Raw genomic sequence first — 15,927 nt, 5'->3', positions numbered from 1 at the left:
GCGATGGGGTCCGCCACGCCACCCGGCGGCGCCGAGAACAACTACCGGGTGCGGTCGACGAAGCTGCCCTCGGCCGCGAGGACCATGCTCTCGCCGGCCGGGACATCCGGGACGGCGCGGGCCGTGGGCACCCGGGTGGGCCCGATCCCGGGCGGAGGGCGCCGCCGAGGTGCACGTGCTGGACGGTCGGCGGCCGAGCGCGCCGGCGTCTTCGGCCCGCTGCTGAGGTCACGCCGCCGGCCGAGAAGCCGGGCCAGGTCGACCTCGGGACGGCCCAGGCGTACGGCGGCAACCACGGCTCGCGTCTGAAGCTGGTGGAGCTGCCGGATTGCGCGCTGACGACGCCGGAGAAGGCGAAGTGCCGGGCGTCGATGTCGTTGTGTGCTCGGCGGCCCGCCGGGACGCCCGGGGTTCGTGATGATGTCGCTGGACGAGCGGTTGCTCATCGGTGCGACGACCTGGGACGGATGTCTCAGCGTCCTGACCCTGCCGAACCCGGGCACGACGGCTCCGATCCGTCGCGGCATGGGTTTGCGGGACTGGGTTCTGTCCCACCGGCCGGACCAGGCGTCGCCGGCGTGCCCCGCGTCGTCTCAGCGGCGGGGGAGACCGACGAACTGCTGCTCGGTCGGGGTCTGGCCGAGGAACAGGTAACGGTCGGTGCCGTCCCCGATCAGGGCCAGCATGTCATCGGCCATGAACTGCAGGAACTGGCTGCTGTGCGGACGCAGCTTCAACGCGGACGCGGCCAGCGCCGCCTCGTCCCCGCCGAGCCGCTGGAGCAGCGCCAGCTGGGACTCCTGGAGCGCGGCCAGGCCGGGCCGGTCGAGCTGACGCAGAATGGTCAACTGGGTGCGCCACGGCCCGAGCGGTGGTGTCGTGGCCGGCCCGGTCATGCCCAGGTCGTAAACGGCGAGCGTCGGCATCTGCGCACTGCCGGTCAGCGCCACGCCCTGGTCACTGCTGTGCACGGTCAGCCGGTTGTACTGCCCGGTCGCCCGCTCGCCGAACCCGGCCCACGCCCGCGGCTCGGTCGTCACGACGACGACCCGGGCGCCCAGCGCGAACGCCCGGAAGATCAGCAATTGGGCGGCCCACACCCCGCCGACCAGGGCGATTCTGACCGGCTCGGGCGCGAAGAGGTGCAGTGGCACGGGCGCGTGCTGCCGGTCGCGCCCGAGGACCAGCCCCGCCCCGGCGGACGGCGCGACCGTCACCCGGCGCAACGTTTTCCGGGAGATCGCGTGCCAGCCGATGTGCAGCGGTGACGTCTTCCCGGACGGGCCGGTGCGCGCCTCGTCGTCATCGGTGGAGTGCTCGTCGGGCGGGTTGTCGTTCTCGGCGGCGAGGGCGGCCTGCGCGGCGGCGAGCGCGCGGCCCTGCGGCCCGGCCAGCGGTGCGCTGGTGAGCTGCGGGGCGGCCAGGCCACGACCGGTCGCGTCGGCAGCCGCCTGGACCTGCTGCTGCGGCGCGAACGGCACCGCTTCCTGCGGCTGCGGCGCGAACGGCACGGCCTGCTGCTGGGCGAACGGCATGACCTGCTGCGGTGCCGGCTGGGCCTGCTGGGCGTACTGAGTCTGCGGGTCTTGAATCTGCTGGAACTGAGCCTGCGAGTAAGGGGCCGCCGGATTCTGACGCTGCGCATACTGCGCCTGGGGATTCTGGCCCGGTGGATACTGCGCCTGGGGATTCTGGCCCGGTGGATACTGCGCCTGCTGATCCTGGCCCGGTGGATACTGCGCCGGCGGCGGAGGCAGCTGCGGCGGCCGCACCTGGGCCCGCGCTACCGCCGGCGGCGGGAAGACCGGCGGAGCCGGAAGCTCCGAGGAGGACTGCTCCTCAGCGGCCGGCGGGTGGGGCCGCCACGACCCGTCACGATCCGGATGTGTCATCCCGCGCCACCTCCCGTCGGTGCCGTCGCATATGCGGCCGGCCCGTGCTCCCCGTCCAGCGGCGACAGTTCGGCGCCGACCCGCCGCACGCCTTCGATCAGCACCCGGTCCAGCGCGGCGAGGTCGGCGTCGGGCCGGGTGGCGAGCCGGATGAAGGCCCGCACGGCCACGTCGTCGCCGTCGGCCGCCGCGTTCAGCACCAGCGCCACGTTGGTCTGCGCGGCCGGGGCGGTGGCGGCCCAGGCGAACAGTGACCCGATCTCGCCGGCCGACGTGGGCCAGGTCTTCAACCAGTACGTCCGGTGGATCAGCCGCGCCGACCGCCAGTGTGTCCACTCCTCGTCGACCTGGGAGCCCTCGGCCAGCGACCCGGCCTCGACGTCGCAGGAGCGGGCGAGCACCGCGACAAGTTCCGCGGCGTCGAGCACGCGGCAGCCGATCCCGATCCGGCGGAGGCTGGTCGCGACCTTCCGCCCGAGGCCGGCGACGAGGGCGGCGGCCGCTTCCAGGTCGGCGGTGTGGTCGTGCAGTGCCTCGGCGAGCACCCGGGCGTCGACCCGGACGCTGATCGTCGACTCCCGGTGCGCGGGGACCGGCTCCGGGCTGAGCGACTCGACCAGCTGACGGTACGACGACCCGGCCGGCGACGACGCGTGCACATCCGGACTCGGCGCGGGCACGGTGTGCGTGACCAGCTCCAGCACCACGCCCGGCTGCTCGGTCGCGGCGAGCACGCTGACCAGCGCGTCCAGCGGGATCGGCGCCGCGTCGTGGTGGACCGGCGCGGTCGGGGTGAGCGCGACGACGCTGAACCAGCCGGCGTCGTCCTTGGCGACGCCGGCGCGTGCCCCGTCCTGCGCGGTCATGTCCCGCACGGCCAGGCCGGGGGCGATGGTGCGCAGCGCGGCGAGCACCGGGCCGGCCCCGGTCTCCAGGGCCGCGGCGCGACGGCGGGCGTGGTCCCGCGCGATCCGGCGGTGTTCCAGCCACCAGCGGCCACGCTGCCGGGCGAAGAAGATCACGATCAGGAGCACGCCGAGCACACCGGTGACCAGCCCCGGGATCGGCCCCTGGATCGCGGCGGCGACGGTGGCGAGGACGGCGAGCTCGGCGACGACGATCTGGGTGAGGCTGACCGGCCCGACCTGGCCGCGGCGCGGGATCGCCCGGACCCCGGCGTCGGCGGTCGCGTCGGCCGGGCCGGGCGCGGCGACCGGTCGCGGCGCGACGCCGGCCGGCTGGGGCGGGCCGGGGGCCGGAACCGGGACGCTGCCCCGGGCCTGGGTGCCGGCCCGGCGCAGCGGGGTGGCGGCCGCGGCGGCGTGTGCCTGCGGGGGTGCGCTCACCGCCGGTGGTGGCGGGAGCGGCTGGGCTGCGGGTGGCGCGGCCGGTGATGGCGCGGCGGCGCCGAACGCCTGCCCCGGGTGACCGTCACCTGGATTCACCGCGTCACCTCCCGGCGATAGAGAGCCCATTCTATGCGTCAGCGGATGGCCGTGAGCAGGTCGTCGAGGACGAGTGTGGTGAGGTCGTCGCGGCTCGGCATGCGACCCAGCGACCGCAGCCGGCCGGACTGCGCCTTGCGCATGCCCTCCAGCAGTTTGCGGGCCTCACGCGCGTTACCGAAGTTCCGGTCCCGCTCGATCTGCGAGAAGTGCTCGTAGAGCGCCTCGGCCAGCCCCGGCGCGAACGCGTAGTCGTCGTTCTCGGCGATCCGGGTGGCGATCATGACCAGCTCGTCGGGACCGTAGTTCTCGAATTCCAGGGTCTTGGCGAACCGGGAGGCGAGACCGGAGTTCGCGTCGAGGAAGTCGAGCATCTCCTGGGTGTAACCGGCGACGATCACGGCGACCTGGTCGCGGTGGTCCTCCATCAGCTTGACCAGGGTGTCGATCGCCTCCTGGCCGAAGTCGGCGCTGGCCCCACCGGCCCGGGACAGGGTGTACGCCTCGTCGATGAACAGCACCCCGCCCATCGCCTCCTCGAACACCGAGGTGGTCTTCTCCGCGGTGTGCCCGATGTACTGCCCGACCAGGTCGCGCCGGGACACCTCACGGAACCGCCCGTTCGGCAGGACGGCGAGCGCCTTGAGCAGCTGACCGTAGATGCGGGCTACCGTCGTCTTACCGGTGCCCGGGGCGCCGGTGAAGATCAGGTGGTGGCTGGCCGCGCCGACCGACAGCCCGGCGTTGCGCCGCCACTCGTTCACCTGGATCTCGTCGATCAGGGCGCGGACCTCGTCCTTCACCCCGGCCAGGCCGATCATCGAGTCGAGCTCGGTGAGCAGCCGGTCGACCTCGGCCGCGTCCTGCCCGCCACCGGCGTCGGCGGCGATCCCGGCGCGCGGGGCCGGGCCGCCCTCGGAGAGCGACACGGTCACCTGGGCGCGCGGGTCGACCGCGACCTTCGGCTCGGCGGTGCCCTCGACGCGGCACTGCTCGACCGCCCCGGAGCAGCCCGCGCCGAACACGAAGCCGGAACCCCGGGTCTGGTGCACCCAGGTCTCCCGGATCGTGGGGGAGCTGCTGTTGGCGACCACGATCCCGGCGTCCCCGGTGCCGGAGACGTCGCAGCGCTCGATCACCGGCCGGCCGGACTGGTAGACGTAGATCCCCCGGTAACCGCACTCGGCGACCGTGGTGTTCCGGATCACCGGGTCGGCGCCGAGCCGCACGATGATGCCGTCGTCGTTCACCCCGCGGACCTCGCACGAGTCGACCGTGCCGCCGGAGTCCGAGAAGACCAGGCCGTTCTGCCCCGCGAGCACGCGCACCTCGGCGGCCTCCACGGTGGAGAGATCGGTGGCCTGGAGACCCGCCCCGTAACCCGCGGAAAGACGACATTTGCGTACGGTCAGCCGCGCGCTCGTCGCCGCGACCGCCGGATAGTCCCCGGAGGTCAGGTCCAGCCCCTCGACGGTCACCTCGCCACTGAGCACGGCCAGGGCCGGGCCCTCCAGCGTGGACGCGTCGACGACGACCGTGCCCTCCTCCCCGGTGCCGCGCAGCGTGAGCCGCCGCCCGGACAGCTCGATCCGCTCCCGGTAGGTGCCGGGCGCGATGCTGATCACCGCGTCGTCCGGGGCCACCTCGAGCGCGTCACGGATCGTCGGATAGGTGCCGGGGACCGCCAAGGTGCTGGCCACGGGGTGCTCCTTACTGCGCGTACGTGTGGTCGAGGACGCTGGCGGCGACTTTCTTCACGTCATCGGCCCGGTCGGCGGGTGCGGTCATCCGGAGCACGACCTCCCGGTTCAGCACCTGCTCGACGGCGGTGCGGGTGAAGCCGACGTAGACCAGCCCGAACTCCGGCTTGCCGTTCACCGAAGGGTTCTCCACCCAGGACTGCACCGTGGTACCGCCGGTCCACCGTAGACCCCAGGCCTCTTCCCGGGCGCGCAGGGCCACACGGGTGGTGTTGTCGCAGACGGCCGGGCAGGTGCGGTAGAAGATGTCGCCCCCGGCGGTGATCGTGTCGCCGTCGAACGCGCCGCAGCGGTAGTGCACGGCGGCGTCCGCCTTCTCGGCCAGCACGCACTTCCAGCCCTCCGGCGTCTGGAAGCTGAAACCGAGACCCTCCAGCCCGCTGACCTCGGTCGCGCCGGCCTGATCCCCGAAGGTGGGCCAGTTGTTGTCGGGCCACTCGTCCGGCTCCGGTGACTGACCGGGCGCGGCCGGTTGCGTGCTCGGCAGCAGCAACTGGGCATCGGTGAAGGTCACCGGCCCGCTGCTCGCCACCGGCGCCGGCTCGTCGTCGCCGACGCTCGCGGCGGCCACGATCGCCGCGCCGCCGGCGGCGCCGACGAGCAGCGACACCAGGCCGACGATCAGCAACAGGAGGCGGCCGGGTCGCGGTGGGCTGCCCATTCCCCGGTACGGCGCAGGAGCCCCGGAAACCGGCACGGCCGAGACCGGCTGGTCGAACGAGGGCAGTCCCGACGTCGGCAGGCCGGACACCGGCGCCGCGGACACCGGCTGAGCCGGATCGGTCAGCACCGGCCGGAGCGGCTCGGTGGGCGGCTCGCCCTCCACGGACGGGCGCGACTCCGTACGTACCGAATCGGGTTGGTGATCGGTCGCCATGCCGGCGGCCGACAGCGTCGCCGGCACCGCACCCACCGGGGTCAGATCCTGCCCGAGGACCGTGAAGATCGCGCCCGCGTCACCGTCGGAAGCGACCCAGGGGCGCTCGCCGGCAAGATCGGAGCCGGTCACGGCCAGCCGATCGGTCTCGGACGCGGCGAGCGTCTCGGTGGCCGCCGCGAAGGCGTCGCGCCACCGGCTGTCAGCCGACGCCAACTCGTTGAGCCGGGCGACCGTCACCGGTCGCCCCTGCTCGTCGGCACCCGACCAGACCTCGCCGACCGTGCAACTCGACAGCTGGTGCTCCAGGCGGTAAGAGCCAGCGGTGGGCATCTCGTCTCCGTCTTCGTTCGCGTCCCGGTGGCGGAGGGGAGCCACCGGCAGGAGCGCGAAGCTTAGCGCGGGCGCTGCTGCCGGAACGCGCCCTTGCTCGGCCGCATGTTCTTCGGGATCGCGCCCTTCGGCATCTGCGGGCGGGCCATCAGGGCGCCGAGACGCTTGTCCAGCGCATTGACGTCCTTGCCGGTGAGGTTGCGGGGCAGTCGCAGCATCGTGGTGCGCAGCTTGCGGACCGGGAGCTGGCCCTCCTCGCTGCCGATCACGTAGTCGTAGAGCGGCGCGTTGCCGATCACCTTCGACAGACGCTTGCGCTCCTGGCCGAGCAGGGCCTTGACCCGCTGCGGGTTGCCCTCGGCGAGCAGGATCACGCCGGGCCGGCCGATCACCACGTGCACCATGTCGAACTGCGTGGTCGAGCTGGCCGCCGGGCGGACCCGCCAGTCACCGCGCATGTTCTCCATCAGCGAGGCCGCCGCGCCGGGCTGGCCCTCGGCCACGTTCATCATCGCGGTGTTCGACCGCAGATTCAGCACGATCAGCACGGCCAGCAGGGTGACCAGCACCCCGACCGGGATCCAGAGCCAGCCCAGGTTCAGTGCCGCGACCACGGTCAGCGCGACCGGGATCAGCACCGCCGCGATGACCAGTGGCACGAACCACTTGTCCTGTTTCGCGGTGAAACTGAACACCTGGCCGATCTGCTTCAGGCGCTCGAAGAACGACACCTTCTCCTGGGGTTTTGCCATAGCCGGAAAGTGTAGTCAGCCTCAGGTACCTTACGGCGTCCCGGGCACCCGGGCGCGTCCTCGTAAGGCAGGGCCGGGCCCCGGGACGAGGCGCCGGCCCATGCCCCGGGCCTGCCGTCGGGCGAAGAGTCGACCTCGACGACGAGTCGAGGAGTGCGAAAGATGACCTGCTCCCCGGCGAGCACACCCGCCTGCACACGCGCTACGCGGAGGCGATCGAGGCCGGCCCGCGGCTGCTCCCGCCGGGCCGCGCCGGCTGAGCTCGCCCACCACTGATTCGCCGCCAACAACCATGCGAAAGCCCTGGTCACTGCGAAACTCGCGGCCGACGAGGCCTGCCGGCGATTTGCGTACGGGGAGAATGCGCGACTCCTCGACCGCGTCCTGGAGCCGTGGGACCTGGTGCCGGCCGCCGCCGAGCTGCTCGGCAACCGGTCACCTGGACCTGCTGGCGGAGACCGCGCTCGCCGCGATCCGCTCCGGTGAGATGCGGCGGGCGCCGAGCCTGACCCGCGCGGCCCTCGCCGACCTGGACGCCTACGCCGAGCCGGTCCGCGCCGCACCCCGGCCGCCGTCTCCTGGGATGCCCGTCGAACCGTGCCTCGGGTTCGCGCGCTGACGACCTGAGCCCCCACGGGCGGACGATCGCGGCCGGCGAGTGTGCGCGGCGGGCTGCTTCGGGCGGCGAGCCGGAGTGGCCGGGCTGCTCGAGGTGGCGAGTGCGCTGGGTGGGGCCGTTGGGCGCGAGTGCGTGCGGGGTGCTGAGCCGGCGTGGCAGGGCCGGTCCGGGCGGGCTGTTGGGCGCGAGTGCGTGCGGGGCGTGTCGGGGTGCTGAGCCGGCGTGGCAGGGCCGGTCCGGGCGGCCGGGTTCTTCGTTGCCCGGTGGGTGCAGGGAGTTGCCGCCCGGGGGCAAAACGGCAGCTCAGCGCTGGGCGGGGAGCGGGCGGCCGGGGGCACGACGGCGAAGGCTAATCCGGCTTGGCGGGTGCCCGATATGGGTGGCCGTCCAAACAGCCTAGGGAGCAGTCATGCACGACAAGTTCCGTTCGTCCCTGGGGGGTCGATGATGGATGACGCCGTTGACATGGCCTATCGGATGGTCGAGGCGTTGTTCGGGCCGGGCGCCGGAATACCGTGGTGGGCCTGGCTCGCGCCGATCCTCATCGTGTTCGCCCGACTGATGTATCCGGTGATGTTCCCCGAGGCGGCCGCGGCCGAGGCGGAGACGGATCGCCGGCTCGCCGAGTTCCGCCGGGAACGCGATGACCGCGGCAAGGACGACGACAAGGGCAAGAGCAAGGGCAAGGCGAAGGACAAGAAAGGCAAGAAGGGCAAGAAGTGATCGCCCGCTTACCGGCTCGCCGCCCCGGCGATGCGCTACCGGCCCCGGTCGAAAGGACCGGGGCCGGGCAACGAATCAGGGGCGAGGATCAGCCCCGAGCGTCGAGCGCCTGCTTGTAGAGCCGCCCCGCCCGGTAGGACGACCGGACCAGGGGCCCGCTCATCACCCCGGCGAAGCCGATCGCCTCGGCCTCTTCGCGCAGGGAGACGAACTCTTCCGGCTTGACCCAGCGCTCGACCGGGTGGTGCCGCGGCGTCGGCCGCAGGTACTGCGTGATGGTGATCAGCTCGCAGCCGGCCGCGTGCAGGTCGCGCAGGGCGGCGGAGATCTCGGACCGTTCCTCGCCCATACCGAGGATCAGGTTGCTCTTGGTGACCAGGCCGGCGGCCCGCGCCTGGGTGATCACGTCGAGGGAGCGCTCGTAACGGAAACCGGGCCGGATCCGCTTGAAGATCCGCGGGACGGTTTCGACGTTGTGCGCGAGGACCTCGGGCGTCGCGCCGAAGACCTCGGCGAGCTGGGCCGGGTCGGCGTTGAAGTCGGGGATCAGCAGCTCGACGCCGCAGCCGGGCTGCAGCTTGTGGATCTGGCGGACGGTTTCCGCGTAGAGCCAGGCGCCGCCGTCGGGCAGGTCGTCGCGGGCCACGCCGGTGACGGTCGCGTAGCGCAGGCCCATGGTGGCGACGGACTCACCGACGCGCCGGGGCTCGTCGGCGTCGAACTCGGCCGGCTTGCCGGTGTCGATCTGACAGAAGTCGCAGCGGCGGGTGCACTGATCACCACCGATGAGGAAGGTTGCCTCGCGGTCTTCCCAGCACTCGTAGATGTTGGGGCAACCGGCTTCCTGACAGACCGTGTGCAGGCCCTCTTTCTGGACCAGCCCGCGCATCTGGGTGTATTCAGGACCCATCTTCGCCTTGACCTTGATCCACGGCGGCTTCCGCTCGATGGGAGTTTCGGCGTTGCGCGCCTCGATGCGCAGCATGCGGCGGCCCTCGGGAGCAATAGTCACGCCCCCGAGATTACGCCCGCGACGGCCCGTCGCGACGCATGGGCGACGAGGCTCACGTGACCTTACCTGTGACCGCTGTCACCCATAACGGCCGGTATGGAAATGCAGCGCGGAAAACCCGTTGAACACTCGTCGAGTACGGGTTTAACGTCCGGACCTACGGCAGTGATGGGACCGAGTAACGCCCCGATCCGCCGGCCGAGAGAGCCACCGGCAGCTGTGATGGTGGCCCGAGCGCCGGGGCGCGAAGACACCCCGGAGCCGGGCAGTGCAAGAGGCGCCCCGTGAGTTCGGGCGCGAAGGTGCGGTGGTACCGCGAGGATCCCGCTCGCCCGCACCTGTCTGGGGCCGCGTTGCCGCACCAGAGGAGGTACCGAGCCGTGCAACGCGTCCTCTCCACCGAATTGGCCACTCACCCGTACGAGAAAATCCGGGTCGAGGGCTGGGTCCATCGGATCCGCCGTCTCAAATCGGTGAGCTTCCTGATCGTCCGCGACGCCGCCGGGCTGGCCCAGGTGGTGGTCACCGACCCGGCCCTGATCCGGGCCGGCGAGGAGAGTGTCGTCGCGGTCGAGGCCGTGGTCACGCCGAACGCGCAGGCGCCGGGCGGCGTGGAGCTGACCGAGCCGGTGATCCACGTGCTCGCCGAGGCGGACCCACCACCGTTCGAGCTGCATCGGCCGACGCTCGCCGCGAGTCTGCCCACGCAGCTGGACCATGCGGCGCTGGCGTTGCGGCATCCGTCGCGCCGGGCGGCGTTGCGGATCTCCGCGGCCGCGACCGCCGGTTTCCGCCGAACGCTGGAGGAACAGCGGTTCGTCGAGATCCACACGCCGAAGATCGTCGAGTCGGCGACCGAGTCCGGCGCGAGCGTCTTCGAGCTCGACTACTTCGGGCGGCCGGCCTATCTGGCGCAGTCGCCGCAGTTCTACAAGCAGATGATGGTCGGCGTCCTGGAGCGGGTCTTCGAGGTCGGGCCGGTGTTCCGCGCCGAGAACAGCGACACCGCGCGGCACCTGACGCAGTACACGTCGCTCGACGCCGAGATGGGCTTCATCGCCGGCCACCGCGACGTGATGGTCACGTTGACGGCCACGATCGCCGGGATGTTCGCCGAGGTCCAGGACCGATGTGGGTACGAGGTTCCGGCCGTCCCGTCCGAGATCCCGGCGGTCCACTTCACCGAGGCGTTGCGGATCGCCGGCGCGCCCGACGACGAACCCGACCTGGCCCCGGCGCACGAGCGGGCGCTGGGCGACTGGGCGTGGCGGGAGCACCGTTCGGAGCTCGTCTACGTGACCGGCTACCCGATGCGCAAGCGCCCGTTCTACACCCACCCGGACCCGGCCGACCCCGCGTACGCCAATGGCTTCGACCTGCTTTTCCGGGGTTTGGAGATCGTCACGGGAGGTCAGCGGCTGCATCGGCACGCCGACTGTGTGGCCGCGCTGCGGGCGGCCGGCGAGCCGTTGGAGCCCTATCGGGGCTATCTGGAGGCTTTCCGGTACGGCATGCCCCCGCACGGCGGCTGGGCGATCGGCCTGGAGCGCCTGGTCGCCCGGCTGATCGGCGCCGCGAACGTCCGCGAGGTCACGGCGTTCCCGCGTGATCCGCACCGGGTGGCGCCCTAGCCGTAAGTTGGCCGGGTGCTGATCGATCTGGACGTCGCGCCGCCACCGGTTCCCGTGCGGAGCCGGCGTCCGCCGTGGCGCACGATCCGGGTCGTGGTCGCCGCCGCCGTGCTGCTCCTGCTCGACGGCGCGGCCGTGGCTCCCCGCCCGGTGGTGTTCCCGCAGGTGGCCGCGACCGGTGCGGAGTCGGTGGTGAGCTCGACGCTGACTCCGGAGGCACTCTTCACCGCGCGCGAGGAGGACGACGGCGTGACGGTCGTCGCGCGGCCGCTGGTCGCGGGAGGCCCGTCCTGGCAGGCCGAGGCCCGGGGGGTGGCCTCGGACGGCGTGGAGCTGTCCCGGTCCGGCTCGGTGCTGGTCGTGCGGGACGGCGACACCCTGCGGGTTCTCGACGTGGCGACCGGCCAGGAGCGCTGGGCCGTTCAGCAGGAGCTGACCACGGTCCTCGGCGATCACGTGCTGATCACCGGCGAGGAGGGCGGGGTCCGGTTCGCCGATCTGGAGACGGGCCGGGTGCGGTGGCGGCAGCAGACCTCCCCGGCCGAGGCCGCCCTGGATTCGAGCGGGCGTTTCCTGTGCCTGTTCGACATCGACTCGACCCTTCAGGTGCGCTCGGTGACGGACGGGCGGCTGCTGGCTCAGCGGACCCTGGTCGACCTGTCGGAGACCCTCGGGCCGACGATCGTCGGTGACCGGGTCTACCTGCTCGGCGCGTCCACGGTCATCGCGCTGCGGCTGGACGACCTGACGACGGCGTGGACCGGGAAGCCGCTGGTGCTGACCCCGACCGTGGTCGCGGCCTGCGGTGACCTGATCTGCGTCCGCGCCCGGTCCGGGGTCAGCGGGCTCGACCCGGCGACCGGGGCGCTGCGCTGGACCGGGCCCGGCTGGGTGGGCTGGTCGAGTGACAGCAGCTCGGCCGGACTGGCGGGTGGCATCGCCCAGCGGTCCGACGGGAGCAACGCCGTTCTCGACCCGGCGACCGGCGGGGTCGTGCGTCTCCTCGGGCGGGGCCGGGTCGCCGGGGACCTGATGCTGCGCCTCGACGGCGACCGGACGCAGGTCACCGACCTGCGCACCGGCCGCCTTTACGGCACGCTGACCGAGGTCGCGCCGTACGGCTGCACGGCGGCCGGAGACTTCCTGGCCTGCCGCAAGCACGGCGGGATCACGGTCTGGAAGATCGTCAGAACAGGGTCGTGAGGTGCCGCTCGACGACCGGCATCACCTCGGCGACGGTCACCGGGCGGCCCAGCTCGGCGCTGAGGGACGTCACGCCGGCGTCCCGGATGCCGCACGGGACGAACCGGTCGAAGTTCGCCAGGTCGCAGTCGGCGTTGATCGCGAAGCCGTGCTGGGTCACCCCGCGCGACACCCGGATGCCGATCTGGGCGATCTTGCGGTCGAGCCCGCCGTCGGTGGCCCGGACCCAGGCGCCGCTGCGACCCTCGACGCGCTCGGCGGTCACGCCGAACTCGGCGCACACGTCGATCAGCATCTGCTCGGTGCGGCGCACGTAGGCCACCACGTCGACCGGGTCGGGCAGCTTGATGATCGGGTAGCCGACGAGCTGACCCGGCCCGTGCCAGGTGAGCTTGCCGCCGCGATCGACCTGGACGACGGGAGTGCCGTCCCACGGCAGGTCGGCGGGCTCGGTGCGCTTGCCGGCGGTGAAGACGCTGGGGTGTTCCAGCAGGAGGATCGTGTCCGGACGGGTGCCGTCGGCCACGGCCTCGTGCAGTCGCTTCTGCTCGTCCCACGCGTCGCGGTAATCGACCAGCCCGGGGCGCAGAACGGTGAGTACGGATGCTGTCACGACGGCCAGCCTAGCTCCGTACTCACCGGTATCTAACGGTCGACGGGGTCGACTCCCCGCCGGATGCGCCACAGCAGCACGCCGCCGACCTCTTCCGGCTCGCCGAGCAGGTCCCGGGCGGTCTCCTCGACCGCGGCCCGGTTCAGCGTCTGGTGGTCCGAGCCGGTGATCTCCGGCGCGAGGAAGACCGCGTCCAGCCCCCAGTACTGGAAGTCGGCCCGGGCCTGGGCGCGATCGGCGTTGCTGAGGCGGGCGACGTAGCCGTACCAACCGGCGCGCAGGAACAGCCAGTCGGTGGCCAGCGGCGGGGAGCCGATCCGGCCGCTCTGCTTCTTGCCGTCCTCGCCGGTGGTCTGCGGGCCGAGGAAGTAACCGTCCGGGATCTTGAACTGCTGACCGCCCCGGGCCATCGTGTACGCCTGCCACCGCTGCCCGTCCGCGGTCACGTTCATCGCGAACGGCAGGGCCGAGAGCGCACCGCCCTCGGGCACGTACTTCTTCCACAGCCCGTCGGCGATGAACGCCGGCTCGGGCGCGCGGTGCTGGATGCGGAGCGGCAGGGGAATGATCGGCAGCAGGCTGACCACGACGGCCGAGGCGAGCGCGGTGTTCAGCAGTCCCTGGGACGGGCGCTTGGCCAGCAGGTGGTCGATCAGCAGCGCGAGCAGGATGCCGAACACCCCGACCACGCCGAGCGCGAACCGGCTCGGGAGGGCCGAGTCGAAGAGCGGCAGTTCCTTCAGCGCCTTGTACGGCAGCGGCACCCCGCTGTACGAGTGCTTGTTGAAGTGCAGCACGGGGCCGAGCGAGAGCACGAAAAAGAACAGCCCGACGATCCCGACGGCGCGCAGCGTGGCCCGGCGCCCGGGATCCGCCTGCCGCCGCAGCAGCACGAACGCGGCGATCATCAGGAGCACCAGGGGCACGCCGAAGAACGACGTCTCCTCGGTCCGGTTCGGCGCCACGTCGGCGTGCCAGCCGAAGAACCCGCCCAGCGAGCGGCTCGCGAACGACAGGTACGCCGCGGTGTCCTCGGCGAAGTACTCCTGGTTGAAGCCGGTCCCGGAGAACGTCTGCGGGCCGGCGAAGTGCATGTAGAGCGGGTAGGCCAGCAGCGCGCCGGCGACCACCGCGGTCACGCCGAGCGCGGCCATGACGGTCTTGAACGCGGCCTCGGCCTCGTCGCGGACCGCTTTCGCGATCGACCACATCACCACGAAGACGGCGCAGCCCAGGGCGGTGAAGAACAGCCCCTCGGCGGCGATCGAGAAGCCGACCGCGAGCAGCAGGCCGAGCACCAGGCCGTTGCGCAGCCAGCGCAGGCGGCCCTGCTCCCGCAGCTTCAGCACCTGCCAGATGACGACCGGGGCGACCCAGCCGGCGGTCCAGTTCAGGTGGCCGTTGGCGTGCGAGATGAACCCGGGCGCGAACGCGCAGAACAGCCCGGCGACCGCGGCCGCGATCGCGTTGCCGACCAGCCAGCGGCGCAGGAACATGTACCACGCGAAGGCCGAGCCGGCCAGGTTCAGCGTCAGCACCGTCACGAAGCTGATCTGCGGGCCGGCGAAGTGCGTCACCGGCGTCATCAGCACCGTGTAGACGGTGATCGACGTGTTCGCGGCCAGATTCACGCCGAGCGGCGCGTTCAGCAACTGGGCGAAGAACGGATCGGAGCCCTGGGTGACGGTGTAGTACCCGTACCCCATGAGCCACTCGAAGAACGCCTGGTCTCCGACGTTGTCGGCGAGGACGTGCGTGAACGGGTCACGCCAGAGACCGCTCGTGACGTACACCGCGAACGAGAGCGCCACGATGGCGAAACTCAGGTGCACGGGCCATTCACGCGGCTTGGCGCCGGGCGTGGTGGCGGACTCCGAGGGAGGATCGGCGGACGCGGCGGGGGCGGGGGCGGCGACGGACATCACGCGCAGGTTAGCAGCGCCACCTGTAGTTCAGTGGGTCATCCCCGGTTGCGGTTTCAGAGCCGCCACCAGAGCGGTCTCGATGTCCGGATACGTCCAGGAGAACCCGGCGTTGCGCAGAACGCCGGGTATCACCCGCTGGCTCCGCTGCGCCTCACCGGCCAGTTCACCCAGCGCCAGATCGAGCACCGGACCCGGCACGGCCAGCAGCGCCGGGCGCCGCACCTGGCGGGCCAGCGCCCGCGTGAAGTCGAGATTCGTGCACTGCGCGGCGGAGACCAGGTTGACCGGGCCGGCCAGGTCCTCGCGCTCCATCAGGAACTCGGCGGCGCCCAGCCAGTCGGCCAGCGCGATCCACGACATCCACTGCCGGCCCCCGCCGATCCGTGCGCCGCCGCCCAGCTTGAAGACCGGCAGCAGCGGTTTCAGCAGCGAACCCTGCCGATCCAGCACCGGCGCGGTGCGCAGCAGCACGACCCGGACCCCGGCGTCCTCGGCCGGGCGGGCGGCCGCCTCCCACACCCGGCACAGGTCGGCCAGGAACGTGCTGCCGGCCGGGGACTCCTCGCTCGCCTCGCGGTTGCCGGTGTCGCCGTACCACCCCACCGCGGAGGACTGCAGCAGCGTGCGCGGACGATCGGTCTCGGGCAGCTTCGCCAGCGCCCGGGCGATCGTGTCGGTGGTGTCCAACCGGCTCGATCGCAGCACGTTCTTGTAACCCGTCGTCCAGCGGCGCCCGCCGACGTTCGCCCCGGCCAGGTTGATCACCACGTCGGCGCCGGCCAGCTCGGCCGGATCCAGCCGGCCCTGCGACGGAGTCCAGGTGATCTCACCCGGGCCGGTGGGCGGCCGGCGAACCAGCCGATCCACGTCGTGGCCGCTCTGACGCAACCGTTCGGTGAGACGGGCACCCAGGAAGCCGGAGGCGCCGGCCATCACGATCCGCATGAACTCGATTCTTTCCCGGAAAAGATTCAAACCAAAACGACTTGGGGGGTACGCCATAACGGCGTACCCCCCAAATCTTCAGGTCTTGACCCCGCCCGGTCCGCATCGCGCCCGTCGATGTCGAGGGTGCCGGAAGCGACTAGGCGAAGCCGTGGTCGTTTCCAGCACCCTCGACATCGACCCCTAGGGGCGCGATG

General features: G+C 72.0%; 14 protein-coding genes. 4 read left to right on the top strand and 10 right to left on the bottom strand.

All coding sequences use genetic code 11. The annotated features are described in order from the left end of the window. Positions 1–41: 41 nt before the first annotated feature. From ACH442_RS02460 to ACH442_RS02435, 6 genes are all read right to left on the bottom strand, one after another. Positions 42–296, bottom strand: a complete 255-nt coding sequence (locus ACH442_RS02460) for a hypothetical protein (RefSeq protein WP_396120756.1) — start codon at positions 294–296, stop codon at positions 42–44. A 297-nt stretch (positions 297–593) separates the two neighbouring features. After that, complete coding sequence (locus tag ACH442_RS02455; protein WP_396120755.1) at positions 594–1,892, bottom strand: hypothetical protein; 1,299 nt, start codon at positions 1,890–1,892, stop codon at positions 594–596. Next, positions 1,889–3,337, bottom strand: coding sequence for a type VII secretion protein EccE (locus ACH442_RS02450; RefSeq protein ID WP_396120754.1), 1,449 nt, complete (start codon positions 3,335–3,337; stop codon positions 1,889–1,891). The genes ACH442_RS02455 and ACH442_RS02450 overlap by 4 nt, the downstream gene beginning before the upstream one ends. Positions 3,338–3,375: 38 nt before the next feature. After that, complete coding sequence (locus tag ACH442_RS02445) at positions 3,376–5,037, bottom strand: right-handed parallel beta-helix repeat-containing protein (RefSeq protein WP_396120753.1); 1,662 nt, start codon at positions 5,035–5,037, stop codon at positions 3,376–3,378. A 10-nt stretch (positions 5,038–5,047) separates the two neighbouring features. Then, complete coding sequence (locus tag ACH442_RS02440; RefSeq protein WP_396120752.1) at positions 5,048–6,307, bottom strand: hypothetical protein; 1,260 nt, start codon at positions 6,305–6,307, stop codon at positions 5,048–5,050. 62 nt (positions 6,308–6,369) lie between these two features. Next, positions 6,370–7,059, bottom strand: coding sequence for a DUF4191 domain-containing protein (locus tag ACH442_RS02435; protein ID WP_396120751.1), 690 nt, complete (start codon positions 7,057–7,059; stop codon positions 6,370–6,372). A gap of 361 nt (positions 7,060–7,420) precedes the next feature. On the opposite strand from ACH442_RS02435, the gene ACH442_RS02430 reads away from it, so the two are divergent. Both ACH442_RS02430 and ACH442_RS02425 read left to right on the top strand, forming a co-directional pair. Further along, positions 7,421–7,678, top strand: a complete 258-nt coding sequence (locus ACH442_RS02430) for a hypothetical protein (protein ID WP_396120750.1) — start codon at positions 7,421–7,423, stop codon at positions 7,676–7,678. A gap of 465 nt (positions 7,679–8,143) precedes the next feature. Further along, entirely contained in the window at positions 8,144–8,401 is a 258-nt protein-coding gene (locus ACH442_RS02425; RefSeq protein WP_396120749.1) for a hypothetical protein, read from the top strand. Between the two features lie 88 nt (positions 8,402–8,489). Here ACH442_RS02425 and lipA read toward each other — a convergent pair whose 3' ends face one another. Then, entirely contained in the window at positions 8,490–9,386 is an 897-nt protein-coding gene (lipA, locus tag ACH442_RS02420; RefSeq protein ID WP_203738851.1) for a lipoyl synthase, read from the bottom strand. 407 nt (positions 9,387–9,793) lie between these two features. Between lipA and aspS the strand changes: the two genes are divergently transcribed. Next, the gene (aspS, locus tag ACH442_RS02415; protein WP_396120748.1) at positions 9,794–11,044 is read left to right on the top strand and encodes an aspartate--tRNA(Asn) ligase; all 1,251 of its coding nucleotides are present in this window, start codon (positions 9,794–9,796) and stop codon (positions 11,042–11,044) included. Positions 11,045–11,059: 15 nt separating this feature from the next. Then, entirely contained in the window at positions 11,060–12,247 is a 1,188-nt protein-coding gene (locus ACH442_RS02410; protein WP_396120747.1) for a PQQ-binding-like beta-propeller repeat protein, read from the top strand. Here the strand turns inward: ACH442_RS02410 and lipB are convergent. Genes lipB through ACH442_RS02395 form a run of 3 tightly spaced genes read right to left on the bottom strand, consistent with a single transcriptional unit; the run spans position 12,231 to position 15,730 of the window. Continuing rightward, entirely contained in the window at positions 12,231–12,860 is a 630-nt protein-coding gene (gene lipB / locus ACH442_RS02405; RefSeq protein WP_396120746.1) for a lipoyl(octanoyl) transferase LipB, read from the bottom strand. The genes ACH442_RS02410 and lipB overlap by 17 nt on opposite strands. Before the next feature lie 32 nt (positions 12,861–12,892). Next, positions 12,893–14,782 carry a DUF2079 domain-containing protein gene (locus tag ACH442_RS02400; RefSeq protein WP_396120745.1) on the bottom strand — a complete coding sequence of 630 codons (1,890 nt, stop codon included), beginning with the start codon at positions 14,780–14,782 and terminating at the stop codon, positions 12,893–12,895. A 30-nt stretch (positions 14,783–14,812) separates the two neighbouring features. Continuing rightward, positions 14,813–15,730 carry a TIGR01777 family oxidoreductase gene (locus ACH442_RS02395; protein ID WP_396120744.1) on the bottom strand — a complete coding sequence of 306 codons (918 nt, stop codon included), beginning with the start codon at positions 15,728–15,730 and terminating at the stop codon, positions 14,813–14,815. Between the last annotated feature and the right edge of the window lie 197 nt (positions 15,731–15,927).

The organism is Actinoplanes sp. NPDC020271 (genome assembly GCF_044388125.1).
GTDB lineage: Bacteria > Actinomycetota > Actinomycetes > Mycobacteriales > Micromonosporaceae > Actinoplanes.
The sequence above is the reverse complement of the archived record's forward strand: the minus strand, read 5'-3'. Positions and strand labels throughout refer to the sequence as shown.

Coding starts and splice junctions, on each gene's coding strand:
- ACH442_RS02455 (WP_396120755.1), bottom strand. CDS start 1,892: ATGACACATCCGGATCGTGACGGGTCGTGGCGGCCCCACCCGCCGGCC.
- ACH442_RS02440 (WP_396120752.1), bottom strand. CDS start 6,307: ATGCCCACCGCTGGCTCTTACCGCCTGGAGCACCAGCTGTCGAGTTGC.
- ACH442_RS02435 (WP_396120751.1), bottom strand. CDS start 7,059: ATGGCAAAACCCCAGGAGAAGGTGTCGTTCTTCGAGCGCCTGAAGCAG.
- ACH442_RS02430 (WP_396120750.1), top strand. CDS start 7,421: ATGCGCGACTCCTCGACCGCGTCCTGGAGCCGTGGGACCTGGTGCCGG.
- ACH442_RS02425 (WP_396120749.1), top strand. CDS start 8,144: ATGGCCTATCGGATGGTCGAGGCGTTGTTCGGGCCGGGCGCCGGAATA.
- lipA (WP_203738851.1), bottom strand. CDS start 9,386: ATGCTGCGCATCGAGGCGCGCAACGCCGAAACTCCCATCGAGCGGAAG.
- ACH442_RS02400 (WP_396120745.1), bottom strand. CDS start 14,782: ATGTCCGTCGCCGCCCCCGCCCCCGCCGCGTCCGCCGATCCTCCCTCG.
- ACH442_RS02395 (WP_396120744.1), bottom strand. CDS start 15,730: ATGCGGATCGTGATGGCCGGCGCCTCCGGCTTCCTGGGTGCCCGTCTC.